13 protein-coding genes and 3 pseudogenes are annotated in these 14566 nt (G+C 68.4%); 12 read left to right on the forward strand and 4 right to left on the reverse strand.

Translation table 11 applies throughout. The annotated features are described in order from the left end of the window. Positions 1-41 precede the first annotated feature (41 nt). From ACSQ2B_RS15555 to queG, 3 genes are all read left to right on the forward strand, one after another. The gene (locus ACSQ2B_RS15555) at positions 42-983 is read left to right on the forward strand and encodes a cation diffusion facilitator family transporter (RefSeq protein WP_436051207.1); all 942 of its coding nucleotides are present in this window, start codon (positions 42-44) and stop codon (positions 981-983) included. Positions 984-1076: 93 nt separating this feature from the next. Beyond that, complete coding sequence (gene fzlA, locus ACSQ2B_RS15560; RefSeq protein ID WP_436051208.1) at positions 1077-1763, forward strand: FtsZ-binding protein FzlA; 687 nt, start codon at positions 1077-1079, stop codon at positions 1761-1763. Then, positions 1744-2898: a tRNA epoxyqueuosine(34) reductase QueG gene (gene queG / locus ACSQ2B_RS15565; RefSeq protein ID WP_436051210.1), complete on the forward strand. Its 1155-nt coding sequence runs from the start codon at positions 1744-1746 to the stop codon at positions 2896-2898. The genes fzlA and queG overlap by 20 nt, the downstream gene beginning before the upstream one ends. Before the next feature lie 172 nt (positions 2899-3070). Here the strand turns inward: queG and ACSQ2B_RS15570 are convergent, their stop codons facing one another. Then, positions 3071-3628, reverse strand: coding sequence for a hypothetical protein (locus tag ACSQ2B_RS15570; protein WP_436051212.1), 558 nt, complete (start codon positions 3626-3628; stop codon positions 3071-3073). A 168-nt stretch (positions 3629-3796) separates the two neighbouring features. On the opposite strand from ACSQ2B_RS15570, the gene coaBC reads away from it, so the two are divergent. The 9 genes and pseudogenes from coaBC (at position 3797) to ACSQ2B_RS15615 (ending at position 11125) form a co-directional block, all read left to right on the forward strand. Further along, a complete protein-coding gene (gene coaBC / locus ACSQ2B_RS15575) occupies positions 3797-4990 on the forward strand; it encodes a bifunctional phosphopantothenoylcysteine decarboxylase/phosphopantothenate--cysteine ligase CoaBC (RefSeq protein ID WP_436051214.1) in 1194 nt (397 codons plus the stop codon). Beyond that, a pseudogene (dut, locus tag ACSQ2B_RS15580) lies at positions 4987-5268 on the forward strand (dUTP diphosphatase); the annotation flags it as partial. The gene coaBC and the pseudogene dut, both read left to right, overlap by 4 nt. A gap of 71 nt (positions 5269-5339) precedes the next feature. Beyond that, a complete protein-coding gene (locus ACSQ2B_RS15585) occupies positions 5340-5708 on the forward strand; it encodes a hypothetical protein (RefSeq protein ID WP_436051216.1) in 369 nt (122 codons plus the stop codon). 300 nt (positions 5709-6008) lie between these two features. After that, positions 6009-6614, forward strand: a complete 606-nt coding sequence (locus tag ACSQ2B_RS15590) for a hypothetical protein (RefSeq protein WP_436051218.1) — start codon at positions 6009-6011, stop codon at positions 6612-6614. Between the two features lie 247 nt (positions 6615-6861). Next, complete coding sequence (locus tag ACSQ2B_RS15595; protein ID WP_436051219.1) at positions 6862-7371, forward strand: NUDIX domain-containing protein; 510 nt, start codon at positions 6862-6864, stop codon at positions 7369-7371. A 40-nt stretch (positions 7372-7411) separates the two neighbouring features. Beyond that, the gene (locus ACSQ2B_RS15600; protein ID WP_436051220.1) at positions 7412-8815 is read left to right on the forward strand and encodes a nicotinate phosphoribosyltransferase; all 1404 of its coding nucleotides are present in this window, start codon (positions 7412-7414) and stop codon (positions 8813-8815) included. Positions 8816-8992: 177 nt separating this feature from the next. Continuing rightward, a complete protein-coding gene (locus ACSQ2B_RS15605; RefSeq protein ID WP_436051222.1) occupies positions 8993-9166 on the forward strand; it encodes a hypothetical protein in 174 nt (57 codons plus the stop codon). Positions 9167-9474: 308 nt separating this feature from the next. Beyond that, positions 9475-10262, forward strand: a pseudogene (locus tag ACSQ2B_RS15610) (oxygenase MpaB family protein). Positions 10263-10330: 68 nt separating this feature from the next. After that, entirely contained in the window at positions 10331-11125 is a 795-nt protein-coding gene (locus ACSQ2B_RS15615; protein ID WP_436052633.1) for a hypothetical protein, read from the forward strand. A gap of 38 nt (positions 11126-11163) precedes the next feature. On the opposite strand, the pseudogene ACSQ2B_RS15620 reads toward ACSQ2B_RS15615, so the two are convergent. The 3 genes and pseudogenes from ACSQ2B_RS15620 to ACSQ2B_RS15630 all read right to left on the reverse strand — a co-directional run. Then, positions 11164-11217 (reverse strand): annotated as a pseudogene (locus tag ACSQ2B_RS15620) (hypothetical protein); the annotation flags it as partial. Positions 11218-11443: 226 nt separating this feature from the next. Then, positions 11444-11890, reverse strand: coding sequence for a hypothetical protein (locus tag ACSQ2B_RS15625; RefSeq protein ID WP_436051224.1), 447 nt, complete (start codon positions 11888-11890; stop codon positions 11444-11446). A 12-nt stretch (positions 11891-11902) separates the two neighbouring features. Further along, positions 11903-14476: a glycoside hydrolase family 3 C-terminal domain-containing protein gene (locus ACSQ2B_RS15630; RefSeq protein WP_436051226.1), complete on the reverse strand. Its 2574-nt coding sequence runs from the start codon at positions 14474-14476 to the stop codon at positions 11903-11905. Between the last annotated feature and the right edge of the window lie 90 nt (positions 14477-14566).

Below are 14566 nucleotides of genomic sequence, written 5' to 3' on the forward strand. Positions count from 1 at the left end.
GCGCTGGCGCCTGGGAGGGAGCCGATTAAGTTCCGCCGCCGATGAACACCCATCCCGCCCTGCCCGCCGAGGAGTCGGCGGCGCTGACCCGAGGGGTCACCCTGCTGTCGGTGGTCACCGCGGCCGTGCTGGTCGGGATGAAGCTCGCCGCCTGGCTGGCCTCGGGCTCGGTCGCCCTGATGGCCTCCCTGGCGGACTCCGGCCTCGACCTCATCGCCTCGCTGGCGACCTTCTTCGCCGTCCGCTACGCCGCCGCCCCGCCGGACGCCGAGCACCGCTTCGGCCATGGCAAGGCCGAGGCCTTCGCCAGCCTGTTTCAGGGCGGCCTGGTGTTCGCCTCGGCGGCCCTGATCGGCCGCGAGGCCGTCGTCGACCTGATGGCGCCGCATCCGCTGAAGGCCGAGGGCTGGGCGATCGGGGTGATGGCGATGTCCACCCTGCTGACCGGCGGGCTGATCGCCGCCCAGACCCGGGTGCTGCGCCGCACCGGCTCGGTCGCCGTCTCGGGCGATCGGGCCCACTACGCCTCCGACCTCGGGTCGAACCTGATCGCGCTCGTGGGCATCGCCGCCTCGGCCTGGTTCGGCGTGGGCGGCATGGACGCCCTGGCCGCCCTGCTGGTCGCCGGTGTGCTGCTCTGGGGCGCGATCGGCGTCTTCCGCCAGGCGGCCAACCAGCTGCTGGACCACGAGCTCAGCCCCGAAGCCCGGGGCCGCATCATCGAACTGGTCAGCCGCGATGCGCGGATCAAGGGGGTGCACCAGCTGCGCACCCGCGCCGCCGGCCCCTATGTCCACATGCAGATGCACATCGACCTCGACCCGGAGCTGACCCTGGCCGACGCCCACGTCGTGCTGGTGGACGCCGAGAAGCGGGTCCTGGAGGAGTTCCCCTCCGCCGACATCATCATCCATGCCGATCCGCGCGGCAAAGCCGAGCCTCACGGCGGAGCTTTCGCAGAAACCTCGCGGGCGCAGGCGTAAAGCTAACGGGGCCTTAAGAGGTCCTGCCTCATTTTGGGATCCAGAGGATTCGGGCCTGGAATCCACCGGCGGCCGCATCTACACCCCCCCAAGATGAGCGTCGAACGCACCCTTCACCACTTCCCGCTCGACCCCGCCTCGCGCCAGGTGCGCCTGGCGCTGGGCGAAAAGCGGCTGGCGTTCGGCGAGTTGGTGGTTCGCTACTGGGAGCGGCCGAAGTCGCTGACGGCGCTGAACCCTTCGGGCATGACGCCGGTGCTGGTCGAGACCGGCGGGCCTGAGACCCTGGTGCTGTGCGAAAGCCGGGCGATCCTGGACCATCTCGAGGAAGCCTATCCGGAGCCGGCGCTGATTGGCGTCGAGGCCGCCGAGCGGGCCGAGGTGCGCCGGCTGCTGCAGTGGTTCGACCGCAAGTTCGAGTTCGAAGTCGGCGGCTTCATCCTGCACGAGAAGATGGAGAAGCGGCTGCTCGGCCTGGGCGCGCCGGAGCTGGCCAACCTGCGCCAGGGGCGCGAAGGCCTGAAGAACCACCTCCACTACATGGACAGCCTGCTGCAGAGCCGCGAGTGGCTGGCGGGACGCCGGCTCTCCCTGGCGGATTTCGCCGCGGCGGCCCATCTGTCGGTCATCGACTATTTCGGCGACGTGCCCTGGAAGGACTTCGCCTCGGTGAAGACCTGGTACATGAAGCTGAAATCCCGCCCGGCCTTCCGGCCCATCCTGCTGGACCGCTGGCCCGGGCTGACGCCGGCCGGTCACTATGACGACCTCGACTTCTAAGCGGCCTGAAGACCAGATCCGCGCCGAGGCCCAGAGGCTCGGCTTCGACCTCTGCCGCTTCACCGACCTCGACCAGGCCTGGCCGGCCGCCGCGCGACTGGGCGAGTTCCTCGACGCCGGCCGACACGGCGACATGGGCTGGATGGCCGAGACCGCCGCGCGCCGCGCCCACCCGCAGGCCATGTGGCCGCAGGCCCGCTCGGCCATCGTTCTGGGCCTGAATTATGGCTCGGACGAAAATCCGCTCGCCGCGCTGGCCGACCCGACCCGCGGGGCGATCAGCGTCTACGCCCGGGGCGACGACTATCACGAGCTGATCAAGGGCCGGCTGAAGCAGCTGGGCGGCTGGCTCGGCGCGCGCTTCGGCGGCGAGCTGAAGGTCTTCGTCGACACCGCCCCGCTGATGGAGAAGCCGCTCGCCGAGCGGGCCGGCGTCGGCTGGCAGGGCCGCCACACCAATCTGGTCAGCCGCGAGTTCGGCTCCTGGCTGTTCCTGGGCGTGGTCCTGACGACGCTGGAACTCGCCCCCGACGCCGCCGAGCCGATGAACTGCGGCAGCTGCACGGCCTGCCTTTCGGCCTGCCCGACGGACGCCTTTCCCGCCCCCTTCCAGCTCGACGCCCGGCGCTGCATCTCCTACCTGACGATCGAGCTGAAGGGCCCGATCCCGCGCGAGTTCCGCACCGCGCTGGGCGCCCGCATCTACGGCTGCGACGACTGCCTGGCGGTCTGCCCGTGGAACAAGTTCGCCCAGGCCGGCCACGAACAGAAGCTGGCCGCCCGCGACGCCCTGCGCGCGCCGTCCCTGGCCGAACTCTCGCGCCTGGACGACCCGGCCTTCCGCGCCCTCTTCACCAAGAGCCCCGTCAAGCGCCTGGGCCGCGACCGCTTCGTCCGCAATGTGCTCTACGCGCTCGGCAACGCGGGCGAGCGCAACCTTGCGGCGGAGGCGCAGCGGCTGCTGGACGACCCGGCGCCAGTGGTGCGCGGCGCGGCGGTCTGGGCCCTGTCGCAGCTGCTGGACCCCGCGGAGTTCGCAGGGCTGCGGGCGGCGCGGATCGCGGGCGAGACAGACGCCGAGGTGCGCGCTGAGTGGGATGCGGCCCTGCCCGTTGACACCGAAGCGACCGCCTAAGAGTCGTATTGGACGGCTGCCGGCGCCAAACGCCCCCTCCGTCGGCTTCGCCGACACCTCCCCCGCGATGCGGTGGAGGATCTCGGCCGAAGATGCTCCACCGCTTGCGGGGGAGCTGTCGCATAGCGACTGAGGGGGCGTTCGGCCCGACGGCTATCCAGATGCCTGGTTCCTAGGCCTCGTCGTCGGAGCCGCGCGACTTCTTCTCGGCGCGTGCGGTCTGGCGTCTGGCCAGGCGGTCCTTCTGTTCCTGCCAGTAGGCGGCGCCCTCGTCGGGCTTGAACATGGTGCGCGGGGCGCCGGCCTTGTCGGCCACGGCGAAGACGTTGGCCTTGGCGTCATAGAAGAGGGTGTCGCCGTTGGGGCGGGCGAGGGTCTCGACCCCCTTGGGCGGATGTTCGACGAAGGCGTGCGCCTTGCGGACATAGTCGTCGAGGCTGCCCGCGCCGAACGCCTCGCCGTTGCGGTCAAAGGCGTTCTGGGCGCTCTCCTCGGCGGAATAGCGGCGGCTGGCGGCCCAAACGGGCTTGCCGTCCACCAGCCTCACCGGATCCGTGCGGTGATCGACCCTGGAGCCCTGGCCGGGCTCCGGCGGCGCTGTGGCCGTGGCCATCTGCGAGCCTGCGGCCTGTTTGCCCGCCACCGCGGAGGGACCGTTGTCGCACGCCGTCAACAGGGCGACGATCGCGCCTGCCGCCATCCACAGCGGCGCCCTTCTGATGCCAGCCATCTCCATCTCCTTGAAGCTACGCTGGAACAAAGAAGGAACAGAAAAACCCGCGGGAGTCGAGTCCCTATTGTTTCGCCCCGCCGGCGCCGGCGCGACCGGAGCGTCGCCGTTTGTCCCGCGCGACCTCTTGGCTTAAAGCTGCGGCCTCCGAGCGTTTGAGGGCGGGCTTTGGTCGAGAAGCGGATTCTCCTGATCGTCGGCGGCGGCATCGCCGCCTACAAGGCGCTCGAACTCGTCCGCCTGGCCCGCAAGGCCGGGCTGGCGGTGCGGCCGGTCCTGACCCAGGCCGGCGCCCAGTTCGTCACGCCCCTGTCGCTGTCGGCCCTGGCCGAGGACAAGGTCTATGCCGACATCTTCTCCCTGACCGACGAGGCCGAGATGGGCCATATCGAGCTGTCGCGCTCGGCCGACCTGGTGGTGGTGGCGCCGGCCACCGCCGACCTGATGGCCAAGGCCGCGGCGGGCCTGGCCAACGATCTCGCCAGCACGGCCCTGCTCGCCACCGACAAGCCGGTGCTGATGGCGCCGGCGATGAATGTGCGGATGTGGGAGCATCCCGCGACCCGCCGCAACCTCGAGACCCTGAAGGCCGACGGCGTGCTCTTCGTCGGCCCCGACGAGGGGCCGATGGCCTGCGGCGAATATGGCGAAGGCCGCATGGCCGAGCCCGCCGCCATCCTGGGCGCGATTCAGGCCGCGCTCGCGGTCGACGCCATCCGCCCGCTCGCCGGCAAGCACGCCGTCGTCACCGCGGGCCCCACCGCCGAGCCGATCGATCCGGTGCGGGTGATCACCAACCGCTCCTCCGGCAAGCAGGGCTTCGCCATCGCCAGCGCCCTGGCCGCCCTCGGCGCCGAGGTGACCCTGATCGCCGGCCCCGTGGCCCAGCCGACCCCGCCCGGGGTGAAACGGGTGGACGTCGAGACCGCCCTGGAGATGCTGACCGCCTGCGAGGCCGCCCTGCCCGCCGACGTGGCCGTCTGCGTCGCCGCCGTCGCCGACTGGCGGCCGCAGGCGCAAGGAACCCGCAAGATCAAGAAGGGCGAAGACGGCCCGCCGCCGATCGCCCTGGTCGAGAACCCCGACATCCTGGCCACCCTGTCCGCCTCTGCGCGCCGGCCGAAGCTGGTGGTCGGCTTCGCCGCCGAGACCAATGACGTCGAGGACCACGCCCGCGCCAAGCTGGCGCGAAAGGGCTGCGACTGGATCGTCGCCAACGACGTCAGCCTGCCCGGCGTGATGGGCGGCGACGACAACACCGTCGCCATCGTCAGCGCCAAGGGCGTCGAGCGCTGGGACCGTCTTTCCAAGGGCGCCGTCGCCCGCAAACTCGCCGAACGGATCGCCGAGGAGCTTTCGTGACACCTGTAATTCCGATCCAACGCCTGCCGCACGGCGCAGGCCTGCCGCTTCCCGCCTACGAGACCGCCCAGGCCGCCGGCATGGACCTGCGCGCCGCCGTGCCGGACGACGAACCCTTCGTGCTGAAGCCGGGATCGCGGCGCGCCGTGCCGACCGGCCTCGCCTTCGCCCTGCCGGCCGGCTTCGAAGGCCAGGTGCGGCCGCGCTCCGGCCTGGCGCTGAAGGCCGGCGTCACCTGCCTGAACACGCCCGGCGCCATCGACGCCGACTACCGTGGTTATAAGCGGAGAGCCTCTCGCGGGGCTTAGCAGGCCGGCCTTGGCTGGCGCATCGCCAACCAGGATTTGCCTTGGCAACTCTCGTCCATCCAGCACTCGGGTCCCTCGCTGGCTCTCCGGGCCAAGCGCTTGAGCATGTCCCCTTCCTGCTGTCGTTCGATCAAGCGTACCTTGACGAGCCAAGCGCCTACATTCGTGACCGTGCCTGCGGTCGTTGGCACCCGGCAGCGCGCAACGCGTCCGACTACTACCAAGGCTCGCGCCTGGCTGAGAACACCGTCACGGCGTACGCCACGGACCTGCAGAACTTCGTGAGCTTCCTTGAGGCCACCGGGTCTGACTGGCGCGCGGACGATGCGCATGGGCTGCTCGATGCCTACGACCGCGCGATGAGCAATGGAGCCTGGAGCGAGAAGGCGGGCTCAAGCCTTCCACAATAAACAGGCGGACGGCGATCGCGCTCGAGTTTCTCTGCTGGGCGGGCGACCGCGACCACCGACCACGGTTTGACCCAAAGTTCGCCCCGCGCCGACGCGCGCGCGCAGGAATCCGCGCCTACGGAGGACCTAACGAGCCGATCCACCGTCGCCGGCATCGCGCTAATCCGAAGAACTTGAGGCTGCCAAGCGATCACGAGATCGAGGTGTGGCTCGGTGATTTGAGGCGGCGCTCCGGTGCGACTATGGGCCTTGGCGGCGGCCTTTGTTCTTACGACCGGCTGTCGCTTAGAGGAAACCCTGTTGTTCCGGGCGGAGGATTTGCCCGACCCCAACGCACTCGATCCGCTCGGTCCCGCCAAGATGATCGTCAAATACGGCACGAAGGGCGGTCGGCGTGCAGAAGACCCTCACAAAATAGGCCGAAGCCGCACACTCCGCTTCGATCGAGAGTTCCTCGAGACACTGCATGATTATCGTAGGCTGCGCCGGCCGTTTGCGCTCGAAAGGTGGCGCGACAAGAATCCCAGCTTGCCAGCGCCTCCACAACTCTTCCTTTCCGAGCGGACTGGTGGCGTCTTTTCGAGAAGTAGCTTTTCCAAGGCGTGGACCGGTGGAACGGCGCTGCCGTTCCCAGGCTACACGCCGCACGTCGGCAGGCACGTCTTTGCCTGTCGGACCCTTCTCACGCTGCTTAAAGAGCAGATGTCCATGGCAGGCATCGGCAAGGAATTGCCGAAGTCGCTGATACCCCAGATGGGACTGGACTTGGTGCGCCTCTATCTCAGGCCCGTGATGGGGCACATCAGCGAGGAGACGACGGAACAGTATCTCTCGTGGGTCGCAGATCGTCTCTGGGTCGCGAGCTACCGATACGATTGGTCCGCAGCCCTGGAGAGCGAGGGGTGAGCCGCCGCCGTTTGCCGACCACCCTGAGCTTACCTGAGATGAGCTCGGCCCAAGGCGCGAGCGCGGATCCTTCAGGCCTGAAACTCGAGATTAGACCGTCCGGGCGTAAACCGTGGCGGCTGGATCTCAGCCTTTTCGCGACGGGCGATCCTCAGATTGACCTCTCACCTCGCCCGAAGCTGATAAGTTCACACCCTCCCTCGCCTTCCTCAGGCGCTTCGCCGATGAGGCTCGGGACGCTGACGACTTGGCCGAGGAATGGCGCGCGATCGACCGCTACCAGACGGCCTGGGCCGGGGCGCCCTATGCGCCGACCTTCGTGACGGTTGACGCGGTTGTCGTGCAAGCGGGCCATGTGCTGGGGATCCGGCGCAAACATGCCCCCGGGCGCGGCCGCCTGGCTCTACCAGGGGGCTTCGTCGAGCCGCACGAGCGGCTGGAAGACGCCGTCGCCCGCGAGCTCGCGGAGGAGACGCAGATCGCCCTCCCGGCTGCCGAGTTGAAGCGATTGATCAGCGCCCGCCAGGTATTCGACGATCCCAACCGCTCCGACCGTGGTCGCACCATCACCCACGGCTTCCTGATCGAGATCCCGGACCACGGAGGTGGCCTGACTGCCGTCGAGGCCAGCGACGACGCCGAGCACGCCTTCTGGACGCCAGTCGCCGATCTCAAGCCGGAGACCATGTTCGAAGACCACTGGGACATCGTCCAGGAGCTGCTCGGCGCGTCCAGAACGACCCACGCCAGGGCCTGAACCGAAGCGCCACTCACCATTCCGTTCACGGGGGACATCCATGACCGACCTGATCCTCAGCGCGATCCTCAACACCGACTCCTACAAGCACTCCCACTTCCTGCAGTATCCGCCGGGCACGACGCGGGTCAGCAGCTATGTCGAGGCGCGCAAGGGCGGCGACTTCCCGGAGGCTGTGGTCTTCGGATTGCAGGCCTTCCTGAAGGCCTATGTCACCAAGCCCGTGACGATGGCTGACGTCGATGAAGCCGCCGCCGTCGCCAAGGCGCACGGGATCCCGTTCAACCTGGCGGGATGGCGCCTGCTGGTGGAACGCCACGGCGGCCGACTGCCACTGGAGATCCGCGCCGTCGCCGAGGGGACGGTGCTGCCCGAGGGCCATGTGATGGCCGAGGTGGTCAACACCGATCCCGACTTCTTTTGGCTGACCTCGTTCATCGAAACCGCCCTCTTGCGCGCCATCTGGTATCCGACGACCGTCGCGACCATCTCCTGGCGCATCCGCAAGCTGATCGGCGGATATCTGGAGCGCACGGCGGACCCGGCCGCCGGGCCGGCGCTCAATTTCGCCCTGAACGATTTCGGCTCGCGCGGCGTGTCTTCGCTGGAGAGCGCGGCGCTGGGCGGGATGGCGCACCTGTTGTCCTTCGACGGCACGGACAATCTGGCCGGCGTCATCGCGGCGAGCCGCTTCTATGACGCCCCGATCACCGCTCTCTCGGTGCCGGCAGCCGAGCACTCCACCATCACCTCATGGGGCCCGGCGCAGGAGGCGGACGCCTATCGCAACATGATCGAGCAGTTCGCTCCAGCCTTCCCGATCATCGCCGTGGTGAGCGACTCCTACGACCTCGACCATGCGGTGAGGGCGCTCTGGGGCCGCGAGCTGAAGCCGATCGTCGACGCCTCCGGCTCGCGATTGGTGGTGCGGCCGGACTCCGGCGATCCGACGGAGATCGTGCATTCGACGATCGAAGCCCTGATGGACGCCTACGGCGCGACGATCAACGGCAAGGGCTTCCGGGTCCTGCCCGACCACGTGCGGGTGATCCAGGGCGACGGGGTGGAAGAAGCCTCGATCGGCCAGATCTTGGAGCGGCTGGAACATGCCGGGATCTCGGCGGAAAACGTGGTGTTCGGCATGGGCGGCGGCCTCCTGCAGAAGTGCAACCGCGACACTCTGCGGTTCGCCATGAAATGCTCGGCCGCCGAAATCGACGGCGCGTGGACCGACGTGCAGAAGCGGCCGGCCACTGACCTCAGCAAGGCCTCAAAGGCCGGACGGTTGTCGTTGGTTCGGAGCGAGGACGGCGCCTTCGAGACGGTTCGCACCGACCAGCTGCGCGGCCGCACGGACCTGCTGGATCCGGTGTTCCGCGACGGCGAGATCCTCTGCGTCCAGGTTTTTGGCGAGGTGCAAGCTCGGGTGCGCGGCTCTGTTTGAGCCGGGCCCCGACCTTTCGGTATTACCTCCCTGGGCATCGAACCGCGAAGTCCGGGGAGACAGCCGCGTTTCTGGCGAGCATGAAAGGGTCAAAAGCGCCAGTAGCGGACTCTGACGCCGCTCCGGGAACCGGACATTCGCTGGGCGGCCTCAACGGGCGCCGTGCTAGATTAACCCATGAGCGAACAGGAAAAGGCCGCCGAACTGGCCAAGCTGCGCGACCAGCTGGCGGATCTGGCAACTGGAGCCGTCTCGCACAGCCACGGCCCAGACGCGCCGCATTACAATGAGCGGGAGATCGCGCGGGTCAGAGCACGTGTCGCTGAGCTGGAAGCAGACCTCGGTATCTGAGATCATCTCCGGGCACTTTCGCAGCGCAGTCACCGAAGGCAGGGCAGCGGGACGGGCTCGAGCTTGGCAAGACACATGCCACAATGCAGCGCTTTCACACCCATACGCGTCCACTATCTTGGAGCCTGATGCAGCCGCTTACATCCAAATCACCCGTGCCATCGCCGATCCGCAAGGCGATCGTGCTCCAGGTGCGCCAGCTCGTCGGCGGCACGGGCGACGACACGATTGAGCGCAATCGGCAGGACACAGGCTTCTTCGGTCCCGAAAGCGCGTGCTGGAAGGTGCACGGCGACTTCGCGAGCATGATGGTCGGCGGGATCACCGCCCTGCTCGTCCAGATGCTGCACCCCGGCGCGCTCGCGGGCGTGTGGGACCATTCCGACTTTCGGCGCGACATGACCGGACGCCTGAAGCGCACCGCGCAATTCATCGCTGGCACCACCTATGGCGACCAAGCCGAAGCCCAGGCCTTCATCGACCGCGTTCGCAGCGTGCATGCAAGGGTGGTCGGGACCTTGCCCGAGGGCACGCGCTATTCCGCTGACGACCCTGATCTGCTGACCTGGGTGCACGTGGCGGAAGTCAGCTCGTTCCTGGCGGCCTATCTCCGCTACGTCGATCCGGATTTCCCGCCGAAGGCGCAGGACGCTTACTTCCGGGAGGCCGCCGAGATCGCCCGACGCCTGGGTGCGGAGGGCGTACCTGAAAGCCGCGCCGAGATCGCCGCCTACTTCCGCGCCGTTCGTCCAAGCTGCGCTACGACCACCGCACCCGCGAAGTGGCCCTGGCGCTGCTGTCTCAGAGCCCTCCCAGCGCGGCCGCGGCGCCTGCCATGTCGATCGCCTTCGATGCGGCCAAGGATCTGCTGCCCGACTGGGCCGCTGAGATGCACGGCTTTCGCCTGTCTGCGCCCCGCCGCGCGGCTGCGCGCTTCGGTGTTCGGGCGCTGGGGCGTACGCTGCGCTGGGCCCTGGTCAACAGCGCCGAGGCCCGCGCTCGACGGCGCGCCGACCAGTTGGCTCAGGAAGCCGCGCAAAGCGCGTCTGGCGCGGCGGCTTCCGCCCGCGACACCCGCATGCATTGTTCCAATTGATAAATACATTCTCGAGCGCCACCGGCTAACCTCCCGCCTCCTAAGCCAGCGCTTGTCGCGACAAGAGGATGGAGGGGTCGCGCCATGCGCGTCTTTCGGTTGCGATCTTACTCTCGCTATGGGCCGGCGCGGCCCAGGCCGAGACTTGGCGCATCCTGCACTGGGACAGGTTCAGCCTCATCGCGGTCGATACGGAGCACCGCCGCACGACAGGCCTCTCGAACCCGGCGCTCCCCGTTCTCGAACTCAAGCTCTACCCCAGCGCCGCCGACGCGGAGGCGCAGGTGGGCGAACAGGAAGTCGATTGCGCCGACCAGCGCGTGCGCACCCGCACCCGCCAGCAATTCTTCGGCGCAGATCAGCAGACCGGCGTGGACACGGAGATCCAGCCGTGGCGCGATCCCGGCGAGGAACGCGACCGGCTGCTGGTGCGCGCGCTCTGCAACCCGTCAGCTTGCCCCCTCGCCTATCCGCTATTCAACACCACGGGGCCATGGCCGCCCGGACTTGATATCCGGGTGGCGCGGGTTCCCGCTCGACCAGCCATACATGTCCCGAACCTTATCCATCCCAACGAGGCATTCGCGCGCGAGACGGGCGGTCGCGGTTTCGCCATCCGCGAGTTCGAAGACCGAGCGCCGAAGATCCGCTTTTGGGACAAGGCTCGTCTCATAGCTGCCGCGCCAGGACGCCGACGGCGTCTGCTCCGTCATGGCGTTCTCGATCGCGCGTCGCAGGACACTCTGGTTGAGCATCTTTGCGGACATGCTCGCTCGCGCGCCATCAATTTCCCGATCGTCGTACCGAGTCCCGACACGTCGTGCCGGTGGCTGCTAAGCGTGATCTCGCCGCGCGAGCGGTAGGAGCCGGAGATCTTCTCCTCGAAGATCCGCTCGCAATCGGCAGCGCACAACGTGCCGCGTTGGACGTCCAGCGTCTGGTCGTCCGTCGACACTCGAGCGTAGCCGATGATTATTTTGGAAATTTCGCAGATTCTAGTCGCGAGCCCTAGCTATTCTGCGGCAGACTTTTGCAACGAGGCCCTGCGACGGAAACGGCGCCGCCACCTTGGCTGTCGCAGGGGCGCGGATCTTCGCGCCCTCTTACCCCTGCGCACGACTGGCTAGCGCCAGGAGCAGGCCACGGGCGGCGCTCTCCTCGCTGCGACTAGGCGACACCTCTCATGGAACGGCGCAAACTAGGACGCCGCTGCCGTCATACCGAGCGCCCGCGCGACCGAGAACCACTTCGCCCTCGCGCAGGCGACCTCCAGAGGAGGGATAGGGCACGTCCACGACCGCAACATAGTCGCCGAGGCCCGTGCGGCGAACGAGGAAATAGGACGCATAGCTGGCGCTCTGGTGCATCCGGACAGCGTTACGGACGGTGTCGGGATTCAGACCGGACCGGCCGGACAGCCGGGCTGCGCGGCTGACGAGAATTCGCAGGGGTACGGGCTCCCAGATCTCATTGATCAGCCGCAGGGCCAGGGCGCGGGCCGAACCCGGGTGGCCGGGACAAGGGCGGCCATTCCAGATGAGATGCTGGTCCGCCGGCATGCGGGCCAAGGCGTCGGCGAGCACAGCATCGGGAAGCGGGTTTAGGATCGTCGTGCGGTATCTCGCCATGGGCTAGGCTCCTCAACTATGACCAAGGGCGGTGAACGCCGCGGACAGCGGCAAATCCCGGGAGGAGCGGCCGAGGTGCGCCCGATAGACCCCGGGATCGAAGCGCCATCGCTTCTGGCCGGCGTCCCAATAACTCAGGTCGTCCGGGGTGATCGCAAAGCTCAGGTCGCGCTGCTCGCCCGGCTCGAGATACAGGCGCTGAAATCCCTTGAGCTGCCGCAGGGGCTCCCCCGTAGATCTCGGGGTCTCCAGATAGAGCTGCACGACCTCCGCCCCGGCCCTCGCGCCGGCATTTCGGATGCTGCAGGTCGCCCGCCAACCCTCCCCGTCCCTACCGACCGCCAGATCGCTCAGGACGAACCGGGTGTAGGAAAGCCCGTGCCCGAACGGAAAGAGCGGCTCGATCTCCTTGGCGTCATACCAGCGATAGCCGACCAACAGGTCCTCGCCGTACTCCGCCTCCAGGCCGCCCAGGTAGTATTTGTAGGTCGGATTGTCCTCGAGCTTCTTCGGGAAGGTGACGGGCAGCTTGCCTGACGGATTGACCTTGCCCAGCAGGACGTTGGCCAGCGCATGCCCGGTCTCGCCGCCCAGGAACCAGGCCGCGACGATCGCCGGAACCTTGTCGACCCACGGCATCTCGACCGGGCCGCCCATGTTCAGCACGACGATGGTGCGGGGGTTCGCCGCCGCCACCGCCTCGATCAACGCGTCCTGCTCGCCGAACAGCTTCAGGTCCGGCCGATCGGCGGTCTCGCTCTCCGACGTCGTCGAGCTGCCGGCGAAGACGATGGCCGCGTCGGCGCCGCGCGCGGCGGCGGCGGCTTCAGCGATCGAGCCCGCCGGCGACTGCACGCCCAGGCGATAGGCCACGTACTTCTGCCCGGCCGGCAGGAAGTCCATCCGGAAGGCGTAGGGCCGCCCGGCTTCGAGGAAGACCTTGGCGTAGCGCGCCCGCCACTCGAGCATGTCGTACAGCGGCGGCGACTCGTCGGCCATCGACGGACTGATGATCGGCTTGCCGTCGAGCCACACCGTGGTGGTTCCATGGTCGCACAGGCTGAACAGGTGTTCGCCGCTCGCCGAAGGCCAGAAGTATCCGGTCCACTGCATGGCGAGCTTATGCTGCGGGTCCGGCGCGAGCTCGTGACCGAAGTAGAACCGCATAAAGACGTCGTCGGTCCGGGTCTCGGCCGCAGCGCCCTCGATCGCCCCGTGCGTCCAGTATCGCCGGGTGAGCCCCCGGTCGGACCGCTTGCGGGAGGTCGAGAAGAGACGCGGATCGGCGACCGGTGGAAAGCGGTCGTTGAGGACGCCGTTGCTGAAGAGGACCTCCACGCCCTTCGGCAGGGCCGCCTTCAGCCCCTCGAGCGGCGTCACCACCCGGATCGGCGTCACCTCCGAGCTGCCCCCGCCCTGGATGACCCGCGCGTCGGCGTTCGGACCGATGACCGCCACGCTTCGCAGCCGGGCAGGAACCAGCGGAAGCGCCGCCCCGTCGTTCTTCAGCAGCGTCACGGCGGCCTCGGCGGCGGCCAGGGACACTGCGCGGTGCTCAGGCGAGTCGATGACGGCGAGCGGGGTCTTGCTCCGTCCGTCCATCGCGCCGGTGCGCACGATCATGCGCAGCATTCGGCCGGCCGCCTCGTCGAGCACGTCGCCGCCGACCTCGCCGCTCTCGACGCTCTTCACCAGGGCCTCGCCGAAGAAGATCCCCGGCCCGGGCATCTCCAGGTCGAGACCGGCCGTGATCGCCGGCGCAGTCGAATGCGTGGCCCCCCAGTCGGAGAGAACCACGCCCTTGAACCCCCACTCCCCCTTCAGCACGTCGCGCAGCAGCCAGCGGTTCTCCGAGGCGAAGACGCCGTTGACGCGATTGTAGGCCGTCATCAGCAGCCCCGGATCGGCCTCGGTCACGACGGCGCGGAAGCCGGGCAGGTAGATCTCCCGCAGCGCCCGCTCCGAGACGTTGGCGCTCACCCGCCGGCGCTCGTGCTCCTGGTTGTTCGCCGCGAAATGCTTCGGCGTCGCCAGGACCCCCACCGCCTGCAGGCCCTTCGTCCAGGCCGTCGCGATCCGGCCGGTGAGGTGCGGATCCTCGGAGAAGTATTCGAAGTTGCGGCCGCCGAGCGGCACGCGCTGGATGTTCATGGCCGGGCCGAGGACGATGGAATAGTCGTAGGCTAGGGCTTCGCGGCCGATCGCGCCGGCCACCCGGGCGCCCAGCTCGGGATCCCAGGTCGCCGCCATGGCGACGCTGGCGGGGAAGACGGTGGCCGGCCAGGTCTCGTTGGCGCGAATTCCGTTCGGTCCGTCAGCCATGCGGATAGACGGGACGCCGAGCCTGGGAATGGCGGCGGTGGCGAAGCGGGTCGCGCCAGACAGCAACGAGACCTTTTCCGCGACGGTCATCTGAGCCAGCAGATCCCGCACCCGGGCGTCGATGTCGCCCTTGGGACCTGGTCCGATCGGGGCCGCGCGCGCAGGCCGCAAGCCCAGCGCGCCCCAGGCCGCCAGAGCGCCCTTCAGCATGGTCCGGCGGCGCAACACGGCCGACGCCTGCGGCCTGAACCCTGAACGCGTCATCGTCACTTCCCGAATGAATACAGATTGATCGTAGACCGGACGATCCCTCCAGGCGGGCTTCCGCCCGCCCTGGAGGTCGACAGCGCTCGG

The organism is Phenylobacterium sp. LjRoot225 (assembly GCF_964252855.1).
In the GTDB taxonomy this organism is placed as follows: Bacteria; Pseudomonadota; Alphaproteobacteria; order Caulobacterales; family Caulobacteraceae; genus Phenylobacterium.